This window comes from Acidobacteriota bacterium, from assembly GCA_022562055.1.
Taxonomy (GTDB): Bacteria; Actinomycetota; Acidimicrobiia; order Spongiisociales; family UBA5794; genus BMS3BBIN02.
In genome coordinates this window covers 13200-39082 of sequence record JADFQA010000032.1, presented here as the reverse complement: position 1 = coordinate 39082, position 25883 = coordinate 13200, and the positions used below count along the sequence as shown (strand labels likewise).

The window sequence follows — 25883 nt, the reverse complement described above, 5'->3', positions numbered from 1 at the left end:
GCCGACCAGGAATCCGCCTCTGTTTTGGGTGCCCGCTACGAAGATCCCGCCTATCGCCGCCGCGGTCAGGTACGAGCGCCGTCGGGCGGCTTGCGCGGTAGACGGCTTTTCGACCAGCCAAAGATATGCCACTGCTAACGATAGCCACACGGCATAGTTACCTCCCTTGAACGACACGACCGAAGTCAGCGATCCGGGAATTAGCGGAGCCTGCGCCACGAAGGTGCGTCCTACGAAAACCGCAATCGGCGCCCACACAACGAACCACGGAATCGCACGGCCATACCGGAGCATCGCTCGTTGGATCTCTTCAGGCCTAACCATCACGTAAGTCGCGACGATCAGAGCGAGCGCGCTGTAGTAGAAGATTGCAGAATCTCGAATCGCATCAATCCCGTAGGTCCCGAAATCCGCGGCGAGCCGCAGGAAACCCATGATCAAAAACGCAGCTACCCACTTCGCGGTGGCGGTTCGCGCAACGAGGAATCTAAACGCAGGTCGACCGCGAACGAGTTCAACGACCCCAAGAACCAGCACCACCTCCCCCAAGAAAACCGGAATGCCCGGAACATGAATAATCCATGCAAACGCGCGATCAAAAAACATGTAGCCGAGAATCGCGAACATCAGCAACGATGCAAATCGAGTCCCGCCGACCGGCTGTGTCGTGACCGTCCGTCGTTGCAGCTTTTGTAGCGTCACTGTCGGCTCAGTACCTGTACCAGAGCAGCAGCGGCCAAGTCAACGCCACGGTAATGACTCGGCTCTTCCACGCAAGCTTGACCGTCCACTCATCGTCACGACGAATCGAAATGCTACCGGTTGCGAAGCGAGACGGGTTCCCCGAGACTGTATGCGATGGTTCGAGCCGCACCGTTGTTGCGTCGGTGAACGCCGACGGGCCGGTCTCGTCGATGCCGGCGTGCCTGAGTATGAGCGAGATCGTCTCCCTAGGCGATTCGGTGAAGTCCTCGTAACGCACTCGGAGATATTTGTCCGAGCGTCCCCAAAGGAGCTGGGCGATACCGTTCCATCCGAACCACATCATCGCACTCTTGTACGGCGAGTGCTGGGTGATAAAGGCGGGCTCCTCTCCGACAAGTCGGTCTTTCCGGCGTTGCCAAGAATAGGCAACGGCCCGCGGGTCCCGCACTAGATGGAGGAAACGGACAGCGAATGCAGGATCCTTTGCCAGTGCCAGCCCGTAGACCGGAACCTTGGAGGAGTCGACGATGAGAGTGGCGTTGGTACGGTCCGCGAGCGCGCGGTACACGCTGGCCACGGAATCAAGAAACTCGTGGCGAGCTTGCGACTTTCGCCCGAAGAGCACGTTGAAGATGTGCCGCGTCCTCACAGTGATATTTCGACGCCGCACCATTGTTAGCGGATCCGTTTCAGTCCCGAGGGCTTCTTCGATGATCTGATGCCAGAGTTCGCACGATTGCAGCGGTTTTCCGCATCCGCATCGCTCGTTTGCGATGAGTCCTCGATCCCAAAGGTAGTACAACTCACCTGGACTCACCACGCCGGAGTATTGGTCGAGGATATTTGTAATGATCGTTGACCCTGACCGGCCGCTGCCCACAACGTAGAGAACCCGGATTCGGGCCGCGGTTGAGTTGGGGTCGGTTTGTGACATCGTTTCTCGATCAGTCGTACGGGACATTACCAAACCTACGGAACAACCGATCTGCGAGTGAAGTCGTAAGTCGGTGCGGCATTGATGGCGTTTTACGGGCCTTCTTCCACAGCCCGGGCGTACGCTGCCTCGAGCGCCAACAGGTTCGCATGGCCCGTGTACATCTTGTCGTACAATTTTCGAGCGAGACTGCCGCTGGCGGCTATGCGTCGGGAATCCGCCAGGTCAGCGAGAGCCTTCGGCCAGGATCGCCGATCCTCAAGCAGCCAGTCCGAGCCGAGGGGTTTCACCAGTGATGACATGGCGCCGAGGTTGTTCGCGAGCACTGGAACACCCGCTGCAAACGCCTCGACGATCGTCAACCCAAAGCCCTCGTACCAAATAGATGGAAAAACCAGAGCGCGCGCTGACAGGAGATGTTTCTGGACTTCGCTTGAGGGGACCGAGCCAACAAACTCGATCGACGCCGACGCCTGCTTTTCCAGATCCCGCAGGAGTGGTCCGTCGCCGACGACTTTCAAACGCAGCCCAGGAGGCGTCGATACGTTCCAAGCCTCCACCAGCCGGTCGATCCCCTTTTCAGGGGAGAGCCTTCCTACGAACACGACCGTGTCTGAGTTGGCGACCGCCTCCGGGCGTCGTCCTGGGTCAGGCGCGGAGTTCGGTTTGACGACGATCTTTTCTGCGGCGATTCCGGAGCGGACAATGATGGCCTTCATGAAGTCGGTGAGCGCAAGGAACACGTCAATGTTGTCCTCCCATGTACCCCGTTGTCGGTGCACGCCGATAGTGATCGCTGCGATCATCGACTCTGGCCGCGACCGATAGCAGCCGTATCGAACGGCCTGAAGCGCCGACCCCTCCACACATTTCTCGCATGGCTTCCCGTCGCGAAGAAGAAGTGCGTTTGAGCATGTGAGACGGTAGTTGTGCAGAGTCATGACAGTAGGCACGTTGGCTTTGTGTAGCACGCGGACAACCGACGGCGACATTGCAAACCATGTGTTGTGGATGTGTGCAACGTCGGGTCGGTCGGACGCGATGTGTTCTGCCAGTCTCTTTGCTGAGCGGGGATTCCATACCGCGGCGCCCAACTGGACCACTGCTGCACGCCCACTGTGATTTTGGGCCTCGAACAGCGTGACCGTATGACCGGCGTCGCGCAGCAACGCTGCCTCGGCTTGCACGACGGTGTCCTCGCCACCGCTTTGCCGGTATTTCGTATGTATCTGAAGGACTTTCATTGACTCTTCTTTACGATGTGTTATAGGTATGGTGATGCTGCGGGTAGTCACTTTGTGCGCCAAAAAATGAGGCGCTGGTCCCATTGACGAAACACTAAGACTCCTCGTAGTATTCGCAATACTACATAAGGTGGTCGCAGTGGTACTACGCTGCGTGGTTGCTTTCTCGGCTTGGGAGTAATCGTAGGGATAAGGAAGGGATTGTTTCCGGGGAACCGGTCTCGATTGGCTATTTTGGGCTTAGGTTAGGGGTTGGCATGTTGTCAGGGGAACTCGGCGATCGATTGGTCGCGGTAGGCGAAATACCATCTGCAACCGTAGAGGTGGTCACTGCGCGTGTAGCGTCACCTCGCTATGTTCGGTTTGTCAAGCCGATACTCGACCGCGTTGGTGGACTGGTTCTTAGCATCGTGACGATTCCGGTTGTCATTCCGATGCTCGTAGCGATCCGGCTCACAATGGGAAGCGGCCCCTTGTTTGTGCAAGACCGGGTCGGGAAGGATGGCAAGTCGTTCAAAGTGTTCAAGCTGCGGACCATGAACGCGGATAGGCGTTCAACTCCAGTCTCTTATGTGGGTCCAGACCGACGGCTCACTCACAAGTCAGAGAACGATCCGCGCGTCACTTCGTTCGGGAAATTCTTGCGCAAATACAGCATCGACGAGTTGCCGCAGTTCTGGAACGTTCTTTTCGGCAGCATGAGTCTCGTTGGGCCGAGGCCTGAACTGATCAGTATTGTCGCCAATTACGAGCCCTGGCAGCATCAACGTCACGTCGTAAAGCCCGGCATTACCGGCCTGTGGCAGGTCTCTGAGCGTGGCGAAATACCATTGCACGAGGCCACGGATATGGACATTGAGTACTTGGAACGCATCTCGTTGCTTACGGATCTCCAGATTCTGTGGCGCACCGTTCCCGCCGCAATGGGAAAGCGGACCGGTTTCTAGAGCTTCAGCTGCTCTCCACGGTGCGAGGCCGGGAGCGCTAAGCCGCCCGATATTGGTTTCATAGAGTTACTGACGGGGGCCGATCAGCCGCCACCGATTGACGCATAGTCAAGGCCCGCCGCTATGAGCGCGACCGAATCAAGCGAATTGCGTCCATCCAGGACGAAGCTGCCACGCATGACGCTCTGCACCCGCGACCAGTCAATCTCCCTGAACTCGGGCCACTCGGTGACAAGTACGATCGCGTCTGCCCGATCCGCGGCGGAGTATACGTCATCTTTTATGAGCACCTCGGGGACTTCGTCCATCGCCTTCACGGCTGGGTCGTATGCGGTGACCTTGGCGCCTAGCTGAACGAGTCGCGCAGCGATGTCGATTGCGGGAGCGTCTCTGAGGTCGTCCGTGCCTGGTTTGAACGACAGTCCGAGAAGCGTGATTCGTCTACCGCGCAGCGTCTTGAGTCGAGATTGGAGCTTTTCCACGACGCTGCGGCGTTGTGCGGCGTTTACGTCCCGTACAGCATCGAGAATTCTTGGGTGAAGGCCATAGTCGCGCGCGATCGCCGCTAGAGCGTCGAGATCCTTCCCAAAGCATGAACCGCCCCACCCGATGCCAGCGTTGAGAAAGCTGCCGCCAATTCTTGAGTCGAGTCCGATCGCCTTGGCCACATCGGAAACGTCGGCGCCGACGCGCTCTGCGATTTGGGCAATCTCGTTTATGAACGAAATCTTGGTGGCGAGGAAAGCGTTGGCGGCGTACTTGACCGTCTCTGCCGTGACGAGTCCGGTGTGCACCATGGCGGGGTGAACGTCGGACAGGCCTCCCTCGAAACTCTGATCGAGGATCGGTTGGTACGCCTTGTGCACAAGATCGATTGCGGCCTGGTCTTGTGAGCCAAGCACGATCCGGTCGGGGTGGAGGAAGTCATGGATAGCTGTTCCCTCTCGCAGAAACTCTGGGTTTGATACCACGGAGAACGTCGCATCCGACGCAGCGTCGGCGAGCGCATCGTCGATGGTGGCGTCGAGCCACATGCCCGATCCGATCGGTACGGTCGACTTCGTCACAATCACGTTGTGGCCCTTGATTTCCTGGCCGATAGCACGTGCGGCTTCGACTACGTAAGACATGTCGGGGTGGCCGTCGGAGCCCGACGGTGTGCCAACGCAAAGAAAAATCACGTCGACCCCGCTCAACGCCTCCCCCATGTTGTCGGTGAATCTCAGATTCCCCGACGTGACCTGCTCGGAGAGCAACTCGTCGAGTCCACCTTCCCAAAATGGTGGAATGCCAGCCTGTAGCTGGGTGAGTTTCTCCGGGTTGATCTCGATCCCCACAACTTCATGGCCGATTTTCGAGAAACACGCTGACACGACGGTACCCACGTAGCCGCTGCCTACAACCGCGATTTTCAGCCGGTCCTGCATTCGTTGATCTTTCCTTGTCCGCCGAGTGTGCCGAAAGACACGCGGTGTTTGTTTCCTAGTTCTACTTCGGTGGACCGACCACAAGTGTTTAGTTACTTTCGAATCGACTCCGCGCTCCGCGCCCGCGTCAACCCTCCAACTCTTCGACACTTCTTGGCCAGTCGTCTTTGAGCCGGCGCGAAAGCGACCGGTCGGCGAGGACCGTACCACCCGTTTGACACAATGGACAGTAGTTCGTTTCACGCGAAGCATAAGAAATCCGCTGGATGGGTGTGTGGCAGACGGTGCATGGTTCGCCAAACTTGCCGTGCACCGACATTCCGTCGTGAAACGCAGTGACTTTGGTGGGAAAATCTGCGCCGGTTTCCTCGATTCGGATCTGGGTCCAAGTGTCGAGTGTCGTCACCGCAGCGATGTGGAGGCGCGACAGCTCGTCCTTGTCGAGATTCGTGTTCATCTGAAGCGGCGAAAGTTTGGCGTGAAACAGAATCTCGTCGGCAAAGGCACCACCGATCCCTGAAATGTACCGAGCATCGGCGAGCGCTCTCTTGAGCGTATGACGCTCGCTAAGCAGCGCCGTCGCGAACTCGTCGGCGGTCGATTCGGCGATCTCGAGTCCGCCGGGATCGAGCTCATCGAGCATGTCGTGACTCACGATGTGGAGCCGTGCTCTGTGTTTGGTGCCCGCTTCGGTGAGCAGCAAAGATCCGGTGGAGAAGTCGAACGCCGCAAGCCCACGCCTCTTGGGGACGGGCTTCGGTGTGTCGTTCCATTGCAATCTGCCCGCAACCATCAAATGGATCACGAGGTCGATGGATCGGTCGGTCTCGATAACGATCCGTTTACCGATGCGCGAGAGTTTTGAGATCTCTGCGCCGTGAACCGCGGACGTCGGTGGGTCGTATGTTTTGAGAAGCGAAAACGACGCAACTCGAACTTCGTTCAACGTTGCTCCAATGATTCTCGACGCCAAGGCGTGGAGGTACGCTTCGATTTCAGGCATGTTTCAGCGGAACATGTCTTCGTTGGCGGGACGGACCAGGTCTGCGGCGCGACCATTGCCCGCGACACTAAGTCCGCGGATCACTGCGACGGGAACGCCGCTCGCCTTGCCCATGACCAGATCTGCAGCCGCGGCGATCTCGTCGATAACCGCGATCTCAGAAACCTCGAGGACTCGTCCCTGCATGTCGAGCGTCCCCTTGAGGTCAACAATTGAGACGACCCCGGAACACCCGATCGCGACATCGGTGAGTCCCCGACGCCATGGTCGCCCAAACGTGTCACTCACGACGACGCCGACATCTCGACCGAACACCTCTTTGAGCCGCATCCGAATTTGGTGAGCCGACCGATCGGGACGTTCGGGAAGAAGCACGACATTGTCACCTTCTACGTTGGAACGGTCTACGCCTGCGTTTGCACAAATGAAGCCGTGGCGGGTTTGGGCAATAACAAGTGGTCCGCGTCTACGAATGATCTCAGCCGCTTCGTCCTCGACTGCTTGTCGATATTCTTCCTCGTTCGCCGCGGGCCGGATGCGACCCTCCGCTTTGGAAATGATCTTGTGAGTCACCACAACAACGTCGCCGTTGGCCAACCCATCTTTGTGCTTCGCGATCGCGTCGGCAATGGTTTGAGCAACATCGTCGCCGGCACGAACCTCGCCAATTCCTTCTACCCCCCACACTTCAATCCGCATGGTTTCCTCGTACAATGTCGGAGAGGTGCTCGACAAGCTCCGTCGCCTCACCTATGGGCGTCAGATGAGTTTCGCAGACGCTGACCTGTACACCTTCGTTCGACAAGGCAACGTCAGCGGCGTCCTCGGTGTCGACGATCAGGTAGTCGATGACAGCCTCGTACGCGGCCAAGATGGACGACGTTCCTGATCCAACACCAAGGGACTCAAGGACGTTGGCGGCCGGGCCTTTTAGGGCGGCTCCCGCAAACAATGGGCTGATCGCTATCACACATGGGTGCGCTTCCACCGCGTTACGCAACGCTGGCATGGCGAGCATCGGCCAGATCGATAGCGGCGGGTTCGAGGGTGCGATCACGATCGCGTCGGCGCGGCTGATTGAATCGAGCACGCCCGGAGCAGGAGATGCGTCCGCTGCTCCACGAAAGTCGAGGGCGGTCACTCGGTCTCGGTGGTGCCTGTCGACAAAATACTCCTGAAACGAGATCCATGTGATCCCATCGATCTGCACCCAAGTGCTCAGGACATCGTCCGACGCCGGCAGCACCGTCGGGCGCACCCCAAGCGTTGACGCAAGCTTGGAGGTTACCGACGAAAGAGCCGCTCCCGTGGCGAGTTGGTTGGAGCGCCAAAGGCAGTGGGCGAAGTCTCGGTCGCCGAGATGGAATGTCGTATCGACTCCCAATCTCGACAGCGTGTCCATAACCGTAGTTGTGTCGCCATCGATCCCCCAGCCGTGGGGTCCCGCAATGCCCGCAAGTGTGTACACGACTGTGTCGAGGTCGGCAGCAACGTGAACCCCATAGCGCGGTTCGTCATCGCCCACGTTCACCACGGCGACAAGATTGGCCGCCGGTAGAAGCTTGTCAATCGCGTTCACAAGGCGCGCTCCACCGACTCCGCCGCAGAGCGCAACTAGAGATAGATTGCGTATATCGGCCATCGGTCCCAGAATGTCCGCTATGTCTTCACCTCCCGAGACTCAATCGGTCAGCCGCGTCGTTGCCGTCGTCTCTGCCACCACTCCCGTGATGATCGCCGAGACGCTTGTTGCTGTCCGCTCCCAATTGTACGAGTCGGTGACGGCTGTCGTTGTCGGTGGCGACAAGAGCGTCCGCGAAGAGGCCCGAGTCCTCGGCGTGCCGTGGCACGCGTCTGCGGCGCTGTTTCTCGCGAGCGCCGACACCGACATAAAGTATGTTTGGTTTCTGCGTGCTGGAGTGATCCCTGATCCGATTGCCCTTGACGCTCTGGTGGGGGAGTCGGAGCGACACGACGCCGCGGTCGTGGGATCGAAGCTGATCTCCGCTGATGACCGGACGCTCATTTCTGTTGGGATGACGACCGACGTTTTTGGCGTCGACGCCACTGAGCTCGGGCACGGTGAGGTGGACCAGGGACAGTACGACGTTTTGCGTGACGTCGCCGGGGTTCTGCTGCTATCCGCACTTGTACGTCGCGATCTGGCGAAGGGCATCGGCGTGGATGAGAGGGTGCTGACGAACGAAGGCGCCGCCCTTGCTTTTTGCAACCGCGCCAGACTTGCCGGGGCTCGGATTGTGACAGCGCCATCGTCGGTCGCTCACGTTTCGTCCGGCGTGGTCAAAGCCAAGCGGTGGGCTGTTGAGGCCGACCGCATACAGTCGATGATCACGTCGTATTCGGTCCTGACGCTCTCGTGGGCCCTGCCAATGCGTCTTCTCATTGGTGTGATTGAAGCTGTGGGCACTCTCTTTGCTCGCCCCTGGACTGGTCCGTCGACCCTTCGAGCTTGGGTGTGGAACGTCGTACACAGCTTGGAGGCCGTTCGCAGAAGGCGCGCCACGAGACAGGTGCGAGTCAAGGGCATAGGCGATGCCGAACTGTTCAGGTTCCAGGTGCCGGGTTCCGCTGCACTAAGGAGTACTGGGATCGGTGTGATGGACGCGCTGCGCGACAGGATTGTCGACCGCGGCGGTTTCGATGTGGACACCTTGACTGAAGATCTGCGTCAGCCGGCGTTCGTCGCCGGCGGACTCGGAACACTGTTTGTTTTGTTTGTGACTCGAACTGTTGTCAGCGCCGGAACGGTTGTGTCGGGTTTCAACGGTCCGTTGCCCGTTGACGGAGACCTATTCGGGGCATATGCAGGTGGGTGGAATCCCGCCGGTTTTGGTTCTGGTGACCCACTTCCGCCGATTATTGGCCTCTTTGGAATAGCCGACAAGGTGCTTCCCTTTTCCTCCGCGTTTGCATACGCGGTAGTCCTGGTCGTCACCATCGCCGCCGGAGTGTGGGGAATGGCCCGACTGTTGAAGCTCTGGGGCGTGGGTGCGGTTGCAGGTGTTATCGGTGGGATTGGGTACACCGCAGGTCCGGCCGCGGCCGAATTTGCCAACCGGGGTCTGATCGGAAGTACCGTTGCGTTGGGGTTCTTCCCGTGGGCGGTCCTTGCGGTTCTTCGCCCCCTGCCACGAAGCGCAAAGCAGCGTTTCGGATGGTTTTCGCGAGTTGCTGTCACATCCGGGTTGGTCATGATGGCGGAACCGGGGGTTGCTCTCGCACTCTTTGGAGTGTTGTTTGTGTGGCTCGTTGTGGCTGCGCGCGGCTCCACTCCATGGATCGGTGTTGTGCCGGCGCTCATCGGGATTGGCGTCGGCGTCGTGTCGATATTGCCATGGGTTATGGCCTTGGATGACCCGTCCGCGTGGGTAAAGACTGGGTCGTTTTTTTGGGATGTTTCACCGATCGTCGCTGGGGGCATGGCGGCCGTCGTAATCGGTTCGGTTCTGGGCGTTTCGGACCGCATGAAAGACGTCGCTACATGGGCTGGAATTGTCGCAGCCGCTGGTGTGCTGCTCGCCCGTATCGACGCAAGCAGCGCTGTGAGCATTGCCGGTATTGCTTTGGCCGCGCTCGGTGTCGGCGCTGCAGCCGCAGTGGCAATGGACACGGTCGGCACCGAGCGGCGGGGTGGGACAAACGTCGGCGTGGTCGTCGTCGGAGTCGGCATGGTTGCACTAGCGGGATCGATAGTGATCGCCGTCATCGGTGGACGCATCGGATTTGAGACTTCAGAGCTTGTGGACGCCACGGCATTCATAACAAGCTCAGAACCTCAGGACACCGCAACCAAGGTTCTTGTCATCGGAGATTCTGAAACCATCCCAGGGGACGTCCGGGAAATTCGCGGCGCGACCTACCGGGTCATACCGGCATCCGGCCAGGAGATCTGGGATCTACAGCTCGGTCGCGCGTCTACCGGCGACGCGGCACTCGACAGGATTCTCGGTGACATGATCGACGGCAACGAGTTTCGCGGTGGAGCGAGACTGGCGGCGATGGGAATCGGCTGGGCAGTGGTTGTTGACGAATCGCCACTCGAGGCGGTGCTGCGCAGCCAGCTCGATGTAGACGCTGTTGGGGCAGGCGAAAGCGTTGCTTTCGCCATGCCGGAAACACCGGGCGCTGTCGTCTCGGACACCGGCGAAAAGTGGGTCGTCCGCGGCACTGGGTTTGTCGGCCCGTCCACCGATGGGGCGGTGTTTCTTGGCGTGAATCCGAACTCCTACTGGGACCTGAATTCTTGGCAGCAAGAATCATGGGGGAACTCTGTTGACGGATCGTCTGGCGAAATCACGTTCGCGTATCGCCCTTCGACGCGACGACGGGCCTACGGCGCCCTGCTCGCAATGGCAGGTTTCGCCGCGGTCGCATGGTGGGGAAGGTCAACAGATGCGTAGGTTGGTCGCTGTTCTCGTCATAGCCATCCTTGCGGTGTCGGCTGCTGGACTCAACCGACCCTCCGGACCTCCGGGTCCCGATTTCGACGGACCGGAGCCACCCGACCTCGGTGCGTCAGCCGGGTCAACTGTGTGGTTTTGTCCCTGGGCTGAGACCGGGTCGGTGGCGACAACCACTTTGCAACTCGTCACACTCTCGACCGCTCGGATCGCGGTGAGCGTGCCGAGCCCACTGCCAGGAGAGGAGCCATCCCGGCGCTCGATCGCGATAACCAACGCGGGCGCTCGCACGCAACGACTTACCGACATCGTCTTGCAGGGTGCCTCTCCGACGTCGGTTGAGTTCGAAGCAGGTCCCGCGACGGTGTCAGCCACGGTCGATGGCAATGGGTCGTTTGCTGAGGACGCGTGCATGGTTGCAGCTCCCGACCAGTGGTGGCTCGTTGGGGGTACAACGCGTGCCGGCCGACGGTTTGGGATACGCCTCTACAACCCGTTCCCTGACACCGCATTCGTATCGATTTCGGCCGTGAGCGAGTTCGGCGCCTTCGAGCTCCTTGACTTCGACTCGCTGCCGGTTGCCGGGCGAGGATGGGTGGACGTGGATTTCACCGCGATCGCCCAAAACCTCGACGACCTAATACTCAAGATCACGACCACCGACGGAACCGTCTTTCCCTCCGGTCTACTCACGACTGAAGGTGGCGCCGCCGTATGGCCCGCGACCGGGACCGCTGATGAGTGGTTCTTTCCTGTCGCGTCTCACGAACAACTCGAAACCGAACTCGTCCTAGCAGCAACCGGCGACGTAGCCGTCGACGTCACCGTCACCGTTCTCACACGGGACGGTACGGCTCAAGATGTACGAAGGTTTGTTCTCGACCCACTCACACCGCGGCGCGAAGCGTTTACTGACTTTCAAGGCGAGTCGTTTGGGATTGTGGTCCGAGCCAGCGAACCGATCGCCTCGGCGGTCGTCGCCGGACCGCTCGCGTCTTCGAGTGTCGAAGACGAGGAGGGCGGCTCAACGGACTTCTCCTTGGATGCAGCGCCGGGACCGTTGGCGGCCGTGAGTGGGCTTCCTCACGAAGCAACCTCATGGTTGGTCCCCGGGCCGGCGAGCGATGCGAGCGGACTGTCGGTGATGTGGTTGATGAACGCTGGTGACATGCCTGCGACGATCTTGCTCACACCCCTGGGTATCCAGAGCGGTGTGCAACGCAAGATCGTCCTCCCTGGCGGCAGCATCGATCGCGTAGCAATGCCGTTCGATCTGTCAATTGCAGGGTGGCAGGTAGACGCGACGCGGCCGATCACCGTGGGATGGTCGCAACAGACCGAGGACGGAATAGCTTTCATCAGCGGGGTCGACATCGATGGATGACACTGCCACGCGACTTATTTTCGTCTTGTTCGTAGTTGCTGCCGTCGTCTTAGCGACCTTCCTAGCAAACCGCTTCGGAACCGTGACCCTTGGTGCGGTCACAGTCGACACCACCGCACTTCCCGCAGGTGTAGTCCTCTTCTCGTCGACCGAGTGCCCTCGGTGCAAGGATGTAGCTACTGTGCTGCGGTCCCTCGCAATCCCTCTCAGGGAGATCACCTGGGAACTCGAATCGGGCACGCTCGACACGCTCGGAATCGACGCAGTCCCGCTCACACTTCTGATCGACAAAGACGCAAGAGTCGTGTGGCAGCGCGGCGGTCGGCTGTCGCGATGGAGCATTCGAAGTCTCGAGCGGGCAGCAAGATCATGCGATCTCGTTAGCGAAACGCACTCGTAGGATTTGATCAGCGCATGGAGGGTCCTTGGTGTATCGCGTAGACGCGCCTAACTTTCTTGGATGATCCCAACATGCGTCCGGTGCTCCGAGCCTGCGGTGGCCGTTATGCGGTACGACTATGGGGCACGTTCCGTGTGGGTGGAACCGCTCGTGCACATGCCGACACCCGGGGCCGGATATCTGATGTGCTCGAGCCACGCCGATCGAATTGTGCCTCCGGTCGGCTGGGGCAGGGTTGATCGCAGGCGATTGTTCGCTGTTTCTGGCCTCAAGCGGTAGTCGGGTCCTTGTGCCGATCGATCGCGAAGTGCTCGAAGCTGTCCGGGAAATGGGGGAACCGGAGCTACGCAGACTGCTGATGCTGGCGCAGGCTCGCCTCCAGGTCCGCGGCGTACCGATCGGGGCTCACACTCCAGAAATCAAAGTCCGTAGCCAATCGGTACGGTGCGGTAAGCAGAACTGTACGAAGTGTCCCCACGGGCCGTACTGGTACGCCTATTGGCGCGAGGATGGCAAACGACGTTCAAAATACCTCGGCAAGCTTGAAGAGTTGCCTGAGCTCGTGCTTGATGCTGCCGCTGGCGGAGACACCGATATCTCCTTCAAACGGACAGGTTCGTAGTACAGTACCGGCACCCGATGGAGGAGTGTGAGACGTGACGTCGACGCTCACGTGTACAACCTGTGGTGCGAACAGTGTGATCCAGATTCAGCTCACATTGCCTGACGGCGCCGAGGTGGATTTCTGCTCATGTCACGTCTGCGAGTCGCGTTGGTACTTCCGCGACGGTGAAATGCTCGACCTCAACGCTCTCGTTGACGTGCCCAAGAAAGCCTGACCCGGGCGCAGCCCCACATCCTCGCTACCCTATCTACCGTGCAAAGTTCTCTTGATCACCCCGTCGTGCAAACGCGTCCGCGCGTGAATCGCGAGCGGGTGTTTGTGCTCCTTGCCATCGGGGTTCCGACGGTGCTGATTTTCTTGATAATGGCTGGCTTCGTGGCATCGGTGACCGCGGTCGAAGGATTTCCGTTTATCGATGTCCGGATGCAGTCCCCGGCGCTGTTCGTGGCAAACACCCCGACCGGTGGCGACATGGGTGCACACGTCTTGCTTCCGCAGATTCTGCAAGATTCGTTCATCGGCAATTTCCGGATACAAGGTTGGACACAGGACTGGTACGCGGGGTTCCCGGCGCTGTTTTTCTACTTTCCGCTTCCAGCGATCCTTACGATCATCCTCAACGCGATTCTCCCGTACGGCGTTGCGTTCAAACTCGCCACCATTCTCGGCCTCGTGACGATGCCGGCAGCTTCCTACTTCCTTGTTCGTTCGATGGGCTTTCACCGAGTCGTCGCGGGAATCGCTGGATTTACGGGGTCGATGTATGTGTTCATGGAGAGCTTCTCGATCTTCGGTGGGAACATCAAGTCGACGCTTGCCGGCGAATTCTCGTTCTCGTGGTCGCTGTCCCTGAGTCTTGTGTATCTAGGGATCGTCATACGTGACCAGGCTGAAGGGAGGAGATTTTCCAAAAAAGCGGGGATTGTGCTGGCCCTGGTAGCGATGTCTCACATTGTGCCAACGATCGTCGTTGTCCTGGTCACGATGCCGCTGTTTTTCCGTGCAAAGGCGATTAAGCCGATCGCAATCTCATGGGCGATCGGGTTCGGAATCGTTGCGTTCTGGGCGTTGCCACTGCTCCAAACCGCTGTTGGCATGACCACTGACATGAACTGGAGTCCGGTGCGGGGCCTCATCGGAGACGGCTCCTTTACGGGTGTCACATCGACGCCCCTCCCCAACGAGTTTTTCCCCATCTTTGTGATTGGGCTGGTGGGGGTAGCGTGGACGGTGTACCGACGTGAAAACGTTGCGGTTCTCATCACGATGGTTGTGGGTTCGGTGATCGGGTACGTATGGCTGCCCGACTGGGGTCTCTCGAAGATTTACAACGCCCGCCTCTTGCCCTTCTGGTTTGTAGGATTGTTTATCTTCGCGGGGATCGCGATCGGTCTTGCCACGATGCACGTCGCTCGTTTGTTCAAAGACCGTGCGGAAAACGAAATCGTCGCGGGCGCCGTAGCAATTCTCTTGCTTTTCAACATCACGATTGCAGGCATCCACGATGTCCCCGGGTGGGCGACCTGGAACTACTCAGGGTTTGAGGGCAAGGAGACGTGGCCAGAGTTGAGGGCGTTGTTCGAGGAGGTCGACAAACTCCCGGAGGGTCGCATCATGTGGGAGGCGTACTCCAAAGAACTCGGGAAATATGGCACCCCGATGGCCCTGATGCTGCTTCCCTACTTTTCACCCGGGCACACGTCGATGGAGGGGTTGTATTTTGAATCGTCCCTCACGACACCATTCCACTTCCTCAATGCTGCCGAGGTATCACGACACCCCTCGAACCCGGTGCGTGGTCTCAACTACCGCAACTTTGAATTTGATCGCGGATTGGCGCATCTCAAGCTGTACGGCGTCGACTACTACATCGCAATGACGGACGAAGCCAAGCAAGAGGCGGACATTCGGGAGCTACCCCTACTCGCCGAAAGTCCTCCGTGGTCGATCTACCAGCTTGAGGAGACCCAACTTGTTGTCCCTGCGGTATACGAACCGGTGGTCTATGACGGCGAGGACAACTTCGTGGATGCGTCGCTCGAATGGTACGACGACGTCTCTCTCATCGACAGATGGATGGTGAAGGACGGTCCAGAGTCCTGGACAAGGGTTACGGAGGTCGGTGAACGGGAGTCCGCTCAGGCTATCGATAAGACGGTTACCGTCTCCAACATACTGATTGATGACAACACCGTGAGTTTCACCACGGACGGCGTTGGTGTTCCGCACCTCGTCAAAGTTTCGTTTTTCCCCAACTGGACGGTTGAGGGAGCCGCGGAGGTGTATCGGGCGTCGCCGAGCCTCATGATTGTGGTCCCAACGCAGGCGAACGTTGTCCTTCGGTTCTCGCGTTCTCCAACCGAAAAGGCAGGCATGGGAATCACCGCGCTCACTCTCTTCGGACTTGGGGTCCACGGCTACCGTCGTCGCGCTGAGTCGGGAGTTGAAAACGTGTGAAGCGATACATCGCTACCTTCCTCAACAGGCAATCCATGAGCCAGGTCATCAAGATGGGCATCATTGGAGTCGGAAACACGGTGTTCTACTTCATCGTTTTTAACATCCTCCGCGAGTTTGGACTCGGTCTTCGGCCCGCAAACATCGTGTCCTTCATCCTGGGAACCGCTCTTGCTTACGTGATGAATCGGAAGTGGACCTTTAGCGCGAATACCGCCGCTGGGTCGTGGCAGGAGTCTGCAAAGTTCTTTGGTGTCAACGCTGTGGCACTGTTGATAACGGACCAGATTGTGCTTTTGGCGGCAAACCGATACGAGTTGACTCGCATCGGCGAAAACATTGCGCTTGTCGTCGCTTCGGGACTCATCCTGCTACCCAAGTTCGCAACCTACCGTGACCTCGTGTTTCGAACAGGTGACGCCCCCCATTCTGAGGACGACGTTTCGCTCAGCGGTTAGCAGCAGGCACACCGAGATTTATCACAGAATGCCCTCGCTCTTGAGTTTCTTGCGGATGGCCCAGATCCCTTTCAGAGTGCGAGGAACTCTCTTCCAGAGTTTTGAGCGGGCCGCACGCTGTTCTTCGACCACGATCGGGAACTCGACGATGCGGTAGCCGGCGTGACCGGCGCGAACCACTAGTTCGGTGTCAAAAAGATCGGTTCGAGACATGACCAGAGGACCCAGAGTTTGGATGACGTCGCGGCGGATCGCCTTGATGCCATGTGTGTCAGAAACCGAACTCCCAACCAAAACTTTGAGGACCATGTTGAACGTGAGGGTCGCGAGCTTGCGCACGAGACCGCGGCGGTCGTCTGAGCCAGGTGCGCGCTTCGAAGCCAGAATCACATCTGCGTCACCGCCCTCCGCCAACACTTGTTTGAGGAACGATCCAGACGTGTAGTCAATGTCGAAGTTCACGACCCAGTCACCAGTCGCTTCCATAAACCCGGCGAACATTGCGGCGCCGTAGTCCGGGACCGGCTGTTGTGAGACACGGATCTGCGGGAAGTCGTTCGATTCCGCCTTGGCGACATCTGCCGTCCCGTCCGTCGAACCGTTTTCCACCAGATTGATGTCATAGGTCACTCCGAGGTCGGCGAGTTCGTTTCGCAGGGCCCGCAGCGCCGTCGGGAGGAAGTCAGCCTCGTTATGGATGGGAATCACTATCGAAAAGACGGAGGTCGGTTCTGTCATGGTCCAATGGTACTCGGCGCCGGATTCGCGGCGGAAATGCGTTCAATGCGTTTGGTGGGCCTGCCGTAGAATGTGCTCATGGAATCCGACACGACTTCTCACTTTGACTCGATTTTTAAGGCCTACGACATCCGCGGCCTTGCTCCTGCCCAACTCAACGCCGAAATGGGCCGCCGGATAGGGGCAGCGTTCGCAGAGTTTGCTGATGTTGATCGAATTGCGGTCGGTCGCGACTGTCGCGTGTCGTCACCGGACATTCGAGATGGAGTTGTCGAAGGAATCACATCCCAGGGGGTTCATGTTGACGACCTTGGCGAGATCGCCACAGACATGATGTACTTCTACTCGGGTCATTGCGCTATGCCTGGTCTGATGATTACGGCGTCGCACAACACCGGAGAGTGGAACGGGATCAAGCTGTGTCTCGCAGGTGCCGCGCCGGTCGGCGCGGAGTCAGGACTCATGACCGTCAAGGACATCGCACAGAACCCACCCAGCCACAAGACGTCAACCGGGTCGGTCACCGAGGTCAATATTCTCGACGACTACGTCGATCACCTCTTTTCCATTGTCGACAAGTCGCGCTTTCGAACCTTACGGGTGGCGGCCGACGGTGGCAACGGAATGGCCGGAGTTGCGCTGCGCAGTGTTTTTCAGCGTATCGAAAGCGAGCTCATCGGCCTCTACCTCACGCCGGATGGAAGTTTTCCGAATCACCCGCCCGACCCGTTGCGACCAGAGAACCTTGTCGATCTGGTTTCGTTGATGGGGGAGGAACGGCCCGACCTCGGGGTCGCTTTCGATGGCGATGCCGACCGCGCCTTCTTTATTGACGACCAACGCGTTCCTCTGCCGGGGAGCACAACCACCGCGATCATCGCGGCCTGGTTCCTCGACCGATTTCCTGGCGAGTCGATCGTGCACAACTTGATCTGTTCAAAGGCTGTACCCGAGGCCGTAGTCTCGGCCGGAGGGACGCCGATACGGACCCGGGTCGGGCATTCGTACATCAAGGAAGTGATGAAAGAGTCAAATGCGGTGTTTGGTGGGGAGCACTCGGGTCACTACTACTTCAGGGACAACTATCGAGCCGACTCTGGGATGCTTGCAATGTTGGTGCTGCTCCAAGTTGTGTCGGAGGCTGGTGTGCCGCTCTCTGAGATCCGAAGACAGTACGAGCCATACGCTCCTTCTGGCGAGATCAATTTTGACGTCGCCGACAAGCAGGCGGCGATCGAAGCTGTTTCGCTTGCTTATGAGCACGCAAATCAGGACCGACTCGACGGACTGACGGTCGACTTCGGTGAATCTTGGTTTAACCTTCGTCCGTCGAACACCGAACCGGTGTTGCGTCTCAACGCTGAGGCGCCAACCGCCGGGGACGTGGCTGAGCTTGTTGCACAGGTCAGCAAGATTTTCCTAGAGGAGGCCTGACAAGATGTCGCTCATTGCCCCCGAGCTACTTGCAGTGATGCAATGCCCTGCGTGTTCCGGAGATCTGAACGAGGACGAGAAGACCTCGTGCTTGGTGTGTGCAGCGTGCGGTTTGGCGTACCCCGTACGCGATGGGATTCCGGTGATGCTGGTCGACGAAGCTACCCCGTCGGACGGATAGCGGCTTCTGCGGCCACACATTGCGAACGACCGGCGGCGAGTTTCCTCGCCGCCGGGCACTAAGTCGCCGACCTACAAGGGCACGTCGTTTGGTTCCGGTGATTGGTACAGGTCGATCTCTCTGGGTGGGGCGGATACATCAGCGCCGTTCGCGGTGAGATCGACCACTGCTCGACCGGACCGCAAAGCGAGCGTTTCGGCGTCCCGAAGTACCTCGAGAATTTCGTTGCCTATGAGTTCCTCGCGCTCGAGGAGTGCGTCGCGTAGCGCTTCGACCATGTAGCTGTGCTCTCGAATGAGTTTGGTGGTCTGCTCTTTCGCCGACAGAAGGATTGCCTCCACTTCGGCCTTGGCGCCAGGATTGCCGAGTACCCGACCTACAAGCGATGCGTCGAACGGCGTATCTGGGACGGCGAGGAACGAGGTGAGCGAGTCACCCATGCCGTACGATCCGACCATCATGCACGCTGTTGCGGTTGCGGCCTTCAAGTCAGCGGATGGGCCGGTTCCGGATTCGCCGATCATTTCCTCCTCAGCCACCATACCACCGAGGGAAATCTGGATACTTGCAACGATCTCGGACCGCGAGTTTCCGTGTCGCTCTTCGATGTCACGGTGGCTCAGTAGTCCCAAACTGTCTTTCCGTTTGATAATTGACAGCACGTCGAGTTCTCGATTCTTGCCAACGAGGTAGGCCATCACTGCATGCCCGGACTCGTGGGTAGCAATCGTCAAGCGGTCGGCCGTTGTGTAGAGCGTCGGACTGGGAAGACCGATTTCGACTTCCATCTGCGCCTGATGTAGATCGTTCTCGGAGAACTCCTTTTCACCGTTTCGTAGCGCAACGAGCAGGGCCTCGTCAAAGAGCCGCTCCAACGCGGCTGGACTGTATCCCATAGTACGGGCCGCGATTGCTTTGATACGATTCGGGGCATCGAGACCTTTCACATGTGACCGCGACGACATGAAGTACTCAGCCAACTCGATCCGATCAAGTTGGTTTGGCAAGCCGAAGTGAAGAATGCGATCGAACCGGCCGGGACGCAGCAGCGCCGGATCGAGCGAATCCGCCCGGTTGGTTGCACCGATGAGCAGCACGTTGGCGAACTCAGGCGAAGCCGCCTTGAGCTGCCGGTGTGCGGGGAGGTACCCGTTAGCGCGGCGCACAAACCAATTGCGAATACGATTGCGTCGCGTTGGCTCGTCGAACGATTGCATTTGGATCAAAAGCTCGTTAACCACGCCACCGGTGCCTGATGACATGGCGTTGTGATTGACTGTGGCCGCATGTGTACCTACCGGTGCCACCGACCCCTCCATGGCTCCGCGCTTGAGTCCGATCGCATCGATCTCCTCAATGAATCCAATCGCACCCCCATGTTCACGTGCTGCCTTGCGAAGTTCGCGGAAATAGCTGCGGATCTTGCGGGCGGTTGCGCCGTACCACATAGATTGAAACGCCGTCGCGGACACATAAAGAAACGGAACCCCAGCTTCGCGCGCCAGCGCCTTGGCTACGTGGGTCTTCCCGGTGCCCGGTGGCCCCTCAAACAGGACGCCGCGACGCGGATTGCCGCCCATCTCTTCACGAAACCGCTTGTGGTTGAGGAACACCTCGAGCGTGTGCTGGACTTCAGTACTGACGCTCCCAAGGCCCTTCACGTCACCAAATCCAACATCGATCTGTTCGGGCATGTAGATCGTGTGAGGTGATTTGCCGTTCCCCTTCATCGGGAGAATCACGACGAGGCCGAGCACCAACACGATTGCGACCGCTGGAACCCACAGGATCGCGTCCGGTCCGAGGTCGGGGACACCCGGACTGATCGGGTCGTGTTGGACCATTTGACGCACCCATACCCACACTGCCAGCGGGGTGAGTATGGCAACGAGGCGCGCCAACCTCCGCTGCCGGTTTCTCTCGCGTGTCGCCGCAACGTCGAACGTCACAATGCCTTCCTTTCATCAGCCTGCAGCCACCATAGACCACAATGGGTAGTACTTTCAACCACGATGGGTGATGTTTCTTCCACTGTCGATGGGGCTAGTGCGGCTCGATCTCGGCATCAGGACGGTCGTCGCGACGTTTCTGCTTCTACGAATGGCGCCTTCGGGCACCTGGTTGCGACGCGCCGTGTCCCGTAGGCTGAAACTGTGACGACGATTCCTGTTTGCGCTGCCTGCGGGCTCTGGGGCGCTGGCCCGCTGTGTGTCGCCTGTCGCTCGACTCTGTCGCCTGCTGCCGACAGATTGACGCCGCGAGGCATCCGGGCCGTTGCGGCATTTCGTCATGAGGGGGCTGCACGGACTTTGGTCCACCGGCTGAAATATCAAGGCATTGTCAGCGTCGCCACACTTCTTGCGCGACCGATGGCTGCCGTGCTTCCGGAGGGGACGAACGCGCTGATCCCGATCCCGCGATCCTCGGTCCGTCGTCTGCGTTACGGGGTCGACCCGGCGCTCGAACTAGCGCTTGCGGTTGCGTTGACAACCGGTTTGCCGGTGGTGCGCAGTTTCGCTCCTAGTCTCTGGTGGCCGAGTCACGCGCGTGGTCTTCTTGTAGAGCGCGGTGGTGCGGTATTTCGCACGGTCAGATCCGTGCCACCTGGATCGGTCGTTGTCGATGATGTCATAACGACAGGACGGACCATCGACGCTGCACTCCGGGCCGCTGCATTGGCTGATGGCGTTGATCGAATCGTCGGAGCGCTATTGGTGACGTCTTCGGCTAAAATCACTACTGCGAGAGGTCGCCAAACTGACGACCTATGAAGGAGGCTGCGTGGCTGAACCCGCAATCGTGCAGGAGCAGGGGGTCTGCGTCGATGCTGCCTCTCCAAGTTGCGTGTCCCAAACGTTCGCACCGCGGTGTTGCGCGTTCCGTGTCGTCCGAGAGGAGTCCAGGTGAAGGTTCGAGTCCATGGCAGCAACATGCGCGTTTCAGAACACGTTCGTCAGATTGCCGAGGAAAAGGTGCGGCATGCTGGCCGAATCTTCGATGCCGGGGGATCCTCAGCAGATGTCGAGTTCACTGAGGAGCACAACCCGCGCCTCGTCGACGAGAAGTTTCGGGTTGAAATCACGACCCACCAGGCTGGCCACACGGTTCGTGTTGAGTCGAGCGCATCTGATGACATCGCGGCGCTCGACATCGCGTTGAACAAGTTTGAACGGCAGCTTCGACGTTTGAAGGAACGGCTGATGCAGCGGTCCCGAAACGCCGAAAAGAAACATCTCAATACTCCTACAGCTCCATCCGATGATGAGTTTGACGCAGGGCCGCGAGTCGTGAGGACGAAGCGGTTCGAGATGCGACCGATGTCGGTTGACGAAGCGGTGTTGCAGATGGAGATGTTGGGCCATGCCTTCTTCTTCTTCTTGGACGCCAACACGGGCAACCACTGTGTGTTGTATCACCGCCGAGATGGAACGCTAGGACTGATTGAGCCGACATGATAAAACTGCTCGTCGTTGACGACGTACCCCTGTTCAGAGCTGGTCTGACTTCTGCGCTGCGAGGAGCCGGCTTTGACGTGGTTGGCGAGGCCGACACGGCCGAGGGATCCGTTGCGGGCGCCGAGCGGTTACAACCGGACATCGTGCTGCTCGATGTGCTGATGCCCGGAGTTTCCGGTCTTGAAGCTGTGGAGAAGATCGCCGCAGTAGCGCCAAACTGTCAGGTAATTCTGCTCACCGGGTCTGAAAGTGAAGAGGACATGCTCTCCGCTCTCAAGAGTGGAGCTCGGGGCTACATTGTCAAGGACACTCCGTTCGATCAGCTCGTCGAGTCAATCGAACGCGTTGTCGGGGGAGGGGCCGTGATTTCGTCTCGCATGGCCGGGAAACTGTTCGATGTGTGCCGGCAATTGCTGCGGCATCAGGAACTTCTACAGGCCCGCAAGCCGAAGCTGACAGGCCGGGAAATAGAGGTCCTCGGCTTGGTTGCTCACGGGATGACTTCGCGGTCGATCGGCGAAGCGCTCTTTATTTCCGAAAACACCGTCAAGAACCACATTCGGAACATTCTCGACAAGCTCGGCCTGCATTCGCGCAATGAAGCGGTGCTGTATGCAGTACGTGAGAACCTCATTTCGATCGGCTGAGCCATGGCGTGGGCTTCCGAAACAGAATCTCCCGATGATCAACTCAGGGCCATTCTTGACGCGGTAGGCACTGCGTGGACTACGTATTCGCTTTATCCGAACCCGGGAGAACAGCCAGCTTTTGCCCGTGCCCTTGACGTCTTGCAGGCGCTTGAGACCCCGTTCACCATAGGCATAGGGCCCGGCACCTTTCTCAACGAAGATGGCGAGCCCACACCGACGCGTGAAGGAGCTGAACGTCTTGCTCGCGAGCTGTTCGTTCACGACGTTGAGTTCCTGAGATTCGACCCGGCGGTCACTTCGCTTTCGCTCATCGACTTTTTTGGGGTGATTGCAACCCACGACGATGAGGTGCGTTCCCAAGGCGGGGCGCATTCCGTAGTTCGCGGACTTGGAATTGAAGGTATCGAAGTCTTCGAGAGAGGTCTGTTGTCCTTCGTTGACGGAGACGGCGATCCGGCATCCGAAGAAGAACACGACGACGGGGCTTATTCCACGCTGTCAGTGCCCGCGGCCGCCGCTGCCCAACGTGGAGAAGACCCTATCGACGTCGCCACCGCGGTTCTCGGGAGCAAGGATGATCCGGCTGGCGAGTTCATTGGCGGAATCGAGGAGCTTCATGCGACGGCGTGGCCGCTTGCTGAGAGACCGAAGGCGATGATTGCGACCCTTCGGCAGGGCGACGTTGATGTGTGGAAGGGGTTCCGCACTTTCATCGAATCGTTCTTTTTTCTACCACATGCGATTCAACTGGAGGTTATGGAACGCGCACTCGAACGTCTTTCAGACGAGCGCCATCAGGTATTCCTCGATCAGTTCACCGGAGCCGAACTATCTGCCTTCCTTCCCGATTTGAGCGAGGGCGGTCGAGGTCTCCTCTTGAAGTACGCCGAATTGGCGTCGTTCGATTCCTCTGCCGCTCCCGCGGATCTCCTCGAAGGACTCGAGTCGTCGAGAGACGTCGAGGCTGCACGCATGGCGGTTGCCGCCAGGGTTTCCGCGGTTGTCGCTGACGCGTCGAAAGATGGTGTTGCTGACACCCTGCTCGCGCTTCAGAGTGAGATGCGCATCGCTCTCGATTACGGTGAACTGGCTAGGGCGACCTTACGAGCGTTGCTCGAATGCGAATATCGCGACGATCGTTTTCATCGCGTTGTGCGGGTGTGGGGAGCAAGGGTCGTCAGGATGATTCGCGACAGTACTTTGGATGAGGCCCAACTTTATGTCTCTGCAGTACTCGCTGATCCTCCATTCGCCAGAGAGCGCGCTGGGATAGTTCATGAGGGTGTCGCCAAGATACTTTCGCCCGAAACGCTGCGTCTAATGATCGCGACACACGGCGGCTCGAGTCCGACCGAAGAGGCGCTTGATTTGTTCGAGCAGTTCGGTGTGTCCGCCGTCGACCCGTTGGTTCGTCAACTCGCCGTCGAGGACGATGGCCAAGTGCGCCGAGCAATAACGGAGATGCTTGCTTCGGCCGCAAACCGCAATCCGCGAGTGCTCGATGATTATCTTGTCAACCAACCCTGGTATGTCATCCGTAATCTGGCGATCGTGCTCGGTAAAACGGACCGTGACGCCGCCGTTCCCGGGCTGCGACGATTGTTAGCCCACGACGAGCACCGCGTGCGTGTCGAAGTGCTGCGCAGCCTTGTGCGGTTGATGCGGTCCGGGGCTGCGCCGATCTTGATTAGAAGTCTGGCGGACGACAACGAGCGTGTTCGTCAGACCGCGGTTTCCCTTTTGCGTTCCAGCGATGCACCAAACCTCGACGGACTTCTCGTCGATGAGCTTGCTAGACAACGGGTCAAACAAGAAGTCGCGATTCAACTCATCAAAATTCTCGGAACCTTCAACACCGATGTTGCTCGCGATTCGCTGCGCCGCCTTGCGGCGAAACGGTTCAGCTTTAGCAGCCAGGTCCGTGCGCTCAAACATGCTGCACGCGAAAGTCTTGAGGTCTCGTGAGCGAAAAGAACGTTGGTCTGTTTCTAAGGTCGCTTCGCAGGTTGATGCGTCAGCTCAGTCTGTACCCGGCAGCGCATCCCCTCACTGTCGAAGCGAGCAGATCCGTCGAGGTTGCTGCGCTCGATTTGCTGGGGGGCGCTGGTCGCGTCGACCTAGCGATCTTCGACTCAGCGTTCTACTTCGACAGGGTTGTTTTGCCGCACACGTCCTTGGAGTACCACGTCCTTTTGCGTGACATGCAGGCGCGTGGCATCGACTCCATTACACTTGAGTCGCCGCTTTCGTTGGACGACCTTGAAGATCTTGCGGCCTTCGTCGGGGGATCCTCCGACGACCTGCCGGCGGACGGAACAGTGCGACTCAACGACTACTCGCTCGTCGGTCTTGAGCCGGAGGACTCGGCGACGACTTCGGTGCGGAGGGCGTACACGGATGGCATAGACGCTCTGCGCAGCGTGACGACGTCGATGGCGAGCCAGGGATCGATCGAGCTGTCATCGGTCTTCGATGCCGTCGAGGGACTCTTTGAACACGCTGTTTCGCATGCTAGCGCATCGCTGTTGCTGTCGACTGTGAAGAGTCATGATGAATACACGTTTTTTCACTCTGTCAACACTTGCATCCTTGCTCTGGCGACCGGGCGCATGATTGGCGTCGACAAGGAAAGTCTGATTCCGGTCGGTGTCGGTGCTGTGTTGCACGACATTGGCAAAGTTGCTGTCTCGGCTGCGACTCTGAATTACCCGGGGCGTCTCGACGACGGCCAGTGGAAGGAGATCCAACTGCACCCCCAGGAAGGTGCGTTGGCGATTCTGGCGGCTGGGGGCGAGGGTCACGAAATCGCCGCAACCGTCGCGCTCGAACATCACGCACGTTTTGATGGCAAGGGTTACCCGAAATATCAGCGTCGTCGCAGACCGCACATATTTTCGCGGATCGTTGCAGTTGTCGACACCTACGACGCAGTCACTACTCGTCGTTCATACCGCCGGGCGGAAACACCCGCCCGTGCTCTCGACGTTGTGCTCGGCGCGGCCGGGTCTTCGTACGATCCCGATGTCGTGAAGGTCTTCATATCGATGATGGGAGTTTTCCCGCCGGGATCGATCCTGCGTCTCAAAACAGGTGAGACAGTGGTCGTTGCCGAGCGTGCGATCGAACCGGACGTTCCGCTTGCGACTTTCGTTGTGCAGGACCGGGCCGGCTTCAAAGTCTCGCCGGAGCCACTGTTAATCGGCATTGAAGAGGTGGCGTTACAGTTGCTGCCACAGCAGACCGATTTCGACCCGGTCGCTCTTCTTGAAATCATCGCCCGTTCAAACGAGGCTCCCGCGCAATGACGCGCCAGCGCAACGACCAATTCATCTCGGTGATCGTGATCGGTGGATCCCCTGCGCCGCGTTGCCGAGTCACAAGTCCGGTTGCGAGATACCGCCGGTAACAACCAGCGGTCTT

At 58.9% G+C, this 25883-nt stretch carries 25 protein-coding genes; 16 read left to right on the top strand and 9 right to left on the bottom strand.

Annotated features, from left to right (window positions below):
* The 3 genes from IIC71_11575 to IIC71_11565 form a co-directional block, all read right to left on the bottom strand.
* Positions 1–702: hypothetical protein (locus IIC71_11575; GenBank protein ID MCH7669818.1), on the bottom strand; the 702-nt coding region annotated here is incomplete at its 3' end.
* A 7-nt stretch (positions 703–709) separates the two neighbouring features.
* Positions 710–1666 (bottom strand): sulfotransferase, encoded by a 957-nt coding sequence (locus IIC71_11570; GenBank protein ID MCH7669817.1) that lies wholly within the window; start codon positions 1664–1666, stop codon positions 710–712.
* A 65-nt stretch (positions 1667–1731) separates the two neighbouring features.
* Positions 1732–2883, bottom strand: coding sequence for a glycosyltransferase (locus IIC71_11565; protein MCH7669816.1), 1152 nt, complete (start codon positions 2881–2883; stop codon positions 1732–1734).
* A 257-nt stretch (positions 2884–3140) separates the two neighbouring features.
* Between IIC71_11565 and IIC71_11560 the strand changes: the two genes are divergently transcribed.
* Complete coding sequence (locus IIC71_11560) at positions 3141–3830, top strand: sugar transferase (GenBank protein MCH7669815.1); 690 nt, start codon at positions 3141–3143, stop codon at positions 3828–3830.
* An 83-nt stretch (positions 3831–3913) separates the two neighbouring features.
* Here the strand turns inward: IIC71_11560 and IIC71_11555 are convergent, their stop codons facing one another.
* From IIC71_11555 to IIC71_11540, 4 genes are all read right to left on the bottom strand, one after another.
* Positions 3914–5245, bottom strand: coding sequence for a UDP-glucose/GDP-mannose dehydrogenase family protein (locus IIC71_11555; protein MCH7669814.1), 1332 nt, complete (start codon positions 5243–5245; stop codon positions 3914–3916).
* A gap of 139 nt (positions 5246–5384) precedes the next feature.
* Complete coding sequence (locus IIC71_11550) at positions 5385–6260, bottom strand: formamidopyrimidine-DNA glycosylase (GenBank protein MCH7669813.1); 876 nt, start codon at positions 6258–6260, stop codon at positions 5385–5387.
* A gap of 3 nt (positions 6261–6263) precedes the next feature.
* The gene (cofE, locus tag IIC71_11545) at positions 6264–6959 is read right to left on the bottom strand and encodes a coenzyme F420-0:L-glutamate ligase (GenBank protein ID MCH7669812.1); all 696 of its coding nucleotides are present in this window, start codon (positions 6957–6959) and stop codon (positions 6264–6266) included.
* Positions 6949–7902 (bottom strand): YvcK family protein, encoded by a 954-nt coding sequence (locus IIC71_11540; protein MCH7669811.1) that lies wholly within the window; start codon positions 7900–7902, stop codon positions 6949–6951. The genes cofE and IIC71_11540 overlap by 11 nt, the downstream gene beginning before the upstream one ends.
* Positions 7903–7921: 19 nt before the next feature.
* Between IIC71_11540 and IIC71_11535 the strand changes: the two genes are divergently transcribed.
* Genes IIC71_11535 through IIC71_11500 form a run of 8 tightly spaced genes read left to right on the top strand, consistent with a single transcriptional unit; the run spans position 7922 to position 16005 of the window.
* A complete protein-coding gene (locus IIC71_11535; GenBank protein MCH7669810.1) occupies positions 7922–10681 on the top strand; it encodes a hypothetical protein in 2760 nt (919 codons plus the stop codon).
* Positions 10674–12065, top strand: a complete 1392-nt coding sequence (locus tag IIC71_11530; GenBank protein MCH7669809.1) for a hypothetical protein — start codon at positions 10674–10676, stop codon at positions 12063–12065. Before IIC71_11535 ends, IIC71_11530 begins: the two co-directional genes overlap by 8 nt.
* Positions 12058–12465, top strand: a complete 408-nt coding sequence (locus tag IIC71_11525; protein ID MCH7669808.1) for a hypothetical protein — start codon at positions 12058–12060, stop codon at positions 12463–12465. The genes IIC71_11530 and IIC71_11525 overlap by 8 nt, the downstream gene beginning before the upstream one ends.
* 60 nt (positions 12466–12525) lie before the next feature.
* The gene (locus IIC71_11520; GenBank protein ID MCH7669807.1) at positions 12526–12744 is read left to right on the top strand and encodes a DUF3499 family protein; all 219 of its coding nucleotides are present in this window, start codon (positions 12526–12528) and stop codon (positions 12742–12744) included.
* Between the two features lie 10 nt (positions 12745–12754).
* Positions 12755–13087 carry a hypothetical protein gene (locus IIC71_11515; GenBank protein ID MCH7669806.1) on the top strand — a complete coding sequence of 111 codons (333 nt, stop codon included), beginning with the start codon at positions 12755–12757 and terminating at the stop codon, positions 13085–13087.
* Positions 13088–13121: 34 nt separating this feature from the next.
* Positions 13122–13304 (top strand): hypothetical protein, encoded by a 183-nt coding sequence (locus tag IIC71_11510; protein ID MCH7669805.1) that lies wholly within the window; start codon positions 13122–13124, stop codon positions 13302–13304.
* A 38-nt stretch (positions 13305–13342) separates the two neighbouring features.
* Positions 13343–15547: a hypothetical protein gene (locus IIC71_11505; GenBank protein MCH7669804.1), complete on the top strand. Its 2205-nt coding sequence runs from the start codon at positions 13343–13345 to the stop codon at positions 15545–15547.
* Entirely contained in the window at positions 15544–16005 is a 462-nt protein-coding gene (locus IIC71_11500) for a GtrA family protein (protein ID MCH7669803.1), read from the top strand. The genes IIC71_11505 and IIC71_11500 overlap by 4 nt, the downstream gene beginning before the upstream one ends.
* Before the next feature lie 21 nt (positions 16006–16026).
* On the opposite strand, the gene IIC71_11495 is transcribed toward IIC71_11500, so the two are convergent.
* Positions 16027–16743 carry a glycosyltransferase family 2 protein gene (locus IIC71_11495; protein ID MCH7669802.1) on the bottom strand — a complete coding sequence of 239 codons (717 nt, stop codon included), beginning with the start codon at positions 16741–16743 and terminating at the stop codon, positions 16027–16029.
* A 78-nt stretch (positions 16744–16821) separates the two neighbouring features.
* On the opposite strand from IIC71_11495, the gene manB reads away from it, so the two are divergent.
* Together manB and IIC71_11485 are read left to right on the top strand one after the other, a co-directional pair.
* Entirely contained in the window at positions 16822–18177 is a 1356-nt protein-coding gene (gene manB / locus IIC71_11490; protein ID MCH7669801.1) for a phosphomannomutase/phosphoglucomutase, read from the top strand.
* Between the two features lie 4 nt (positions 18178–18181).
* Complete coding sequence (locus tag IIC71_11485; GenBank protein MCH7669800.1) at positions 18182–18358, top strand: Trm112 family protein; 177 nt, start codon at positions 18182–18184, stop codon at positions 18356–18358.
* 71 nt (positions 18359–18429) lie between these two features.
* Here the strand turns inward: IIC71_11485 and IIC71_11480 are convergent, their stop codons facing one another.
* The gene (locus IIC71_11480; protein ID MCH7669799.1) at positions 18430–20307 is read right to left on the bottom strand and encodes an AAA family ATPase; all 1878 of its coding nucleotides are present in this window, start codon (positions 20305–20307) and stop codon (positions 18430–18432) included.
* Positions 20308–20511: 204 nt separating this feature from the next.
* On the opposite strand from IIC71_11480, the gene IIC71_11475 reads away from it, so the two are divergent.
* The 5 genes from IIC71_11475 to IIC71_11455 all read left to right on the top strand — a co-directional run bounded on the left by IIC71_11475 (position 20512) and on the right by IIC71_11455 (position 25768).
* Positions 20512–21129: a hypothetical protein gene (locus tag IIC71_11475; protein MCH7669798.1), complete on the top strand. Its 618-nt coding sequence runs from the start codon at positions 20512–20514 to the stop codon at positions 21127–21129.
* Between the two features lie 132 nt (positions 21130–21261).
* Entirely contained in the window at positions 21262–21813 is a 552-nt protein-coding gene (raiA, locus tag IIC71_11470) for a ribosome-associated translation inhibitor RaiA (protein MCH7669797.1), read from the top strand.
* On the top strand, positions 21810–22460 hold the full coding sequence (locus IIC71_11465) for a response regulator transcription factor (protein MCH7669796.1): 651 nt from the start codon (positions 21810–21812) through the stop codon (positions 22458–22460). Before raiA ends, IIC71_11465 begins: the two co-directional genes overlap by 4 nt.
* A gap of 3 nt (positions 22461–22463) precedes the next feature.
* Entirely contained in the window at positions 22464–24428 is a 1965-nt protein-coding gene (locus tag IIC71_11460) for a HEAT repeat domain-containing protein (protein ID MCH7669795.1), read from the top strand.
* Positions 24425–25768, top strand: a complete 1344-nt coding sequence (locus IIC71_11455; GenBank protein ID MCH7669794.1) for an HD domain-containing protein — start codon at positions 24425–24427, stop codon at positions 25766–25768. The genes IIC71_11460 and IIC71_11455 overlap by 4 nt, the downstream gene beginning before the upstream one ends.
* Positions 25769–25883: the final 115 nt, after the last annotated feature.

Excerpts from the sequence above, each read along its gene's own strand:
- IIC71_11485 (MCH7669800.1), top strand. The coding sequence starts at position 18,182 with ATGTCGCTCATTGCCCCCGAGCTACTTGCAGTGATGCAATGCCCTGCG.
- IIC71_11495 (MCH7669802.1), bottom strand. The coding sequence starts at position 16,743 with ATGACAGAACCGACCTCCGTCTTTTCGATAGTGATTCCCATCCATAAC.
- IIC71_11520 (MCH7669807.1), top strand. The coding sequence starts at position 12,526 with ATGATCCCAACATGCGTCCGGTGCTCCGAGCCTGCGGTGGCCGTTATG.
- IIC71_11460 (MCH7669795.1), top strand. The coding sequence starts at position 22,464 with ATGGCGTGGGCTTCCGAAACAGAATCTCCCGATGATCAACTCAGGGCC.
- IIC71_11530 (MCH7669809.1), top strand. The coding sequence starts at position 10,674 with ATGCGTAGGTTGGTCGCTGTTCTCGTCATAGCCATCCTTGCGGTGTCG.
- IIC71_11570 (MCH7669817.1), bottom strand. The coding sequence starts at position 1,666 with ATGTCCCGTACGACTGATCGAGAAACGATGTCACAAACCGACCCCAAC.
- IIC71_11540 (MCH7669811.1), bottom strand. The coding sequence starts at position 7,902 with ATGGCCGATATACGCAATCTATCTCTAGTTGCGCTCTGCGGCGGAGTC.
- manB (MCH7669801.1), top strand. The coding sequence starts at position 16,822 with ATGGAATCCGACACGACTTCTCACTTTGACTCGATTTTTAAGGCCTAC.
- IIC71_11535 (MCH7669810.1), top strand. The coding sequence starts at position 7,922 with ATGTCTTCACCTCCCGAGACTCAATCGGTCAGCCGCGTCGTTGCCGTC.
- IIC71_11565 (MCH7669816.1), bottom strand. The coding sequence starts at position 2,883 with ATGAAAGTCCTTCAGATACATACGAAATACCGGCAAAGCGGTGGCGAG.
- IIC71_11465 (MCH7669796.1), top strand. The coding sequence starts at position 21,810 with ATGATAAAACTGCTCGTCGTTGACGACGTACCCCTGTTCAGAGCTGGT.
- cofE (MCH7669812.1), bottom strand. The coding sequence starts at position 6,959 with ATGCGGATTGAAGTGTGGGGGGTAGAAGGAATTGGCGAGGTTCGTGCC.
- IIC71_11525 (MCH7669808.1), top strand. The coding sequence starts at position 12,058 with ATGGATGACACTGCCACGCGACTTATTTTCGTCTTGTTCGTAGTTGCT.
- IIC71_11560 (MCH7669815.1), top strand. The coding sequence starts at position 3,141 with ATGTTGTCAGGGGAACTCGGCGATCGATTGGTCGCGGTAGGCGAAATA.
- IIC71_11550 (MCH7669813.1), bottom strand. The coding sequence starts at position 6,260 with ATGCCTGAAATCGAAGCGTACCTCCACGCCTTGGCGTCGAGAATCATT.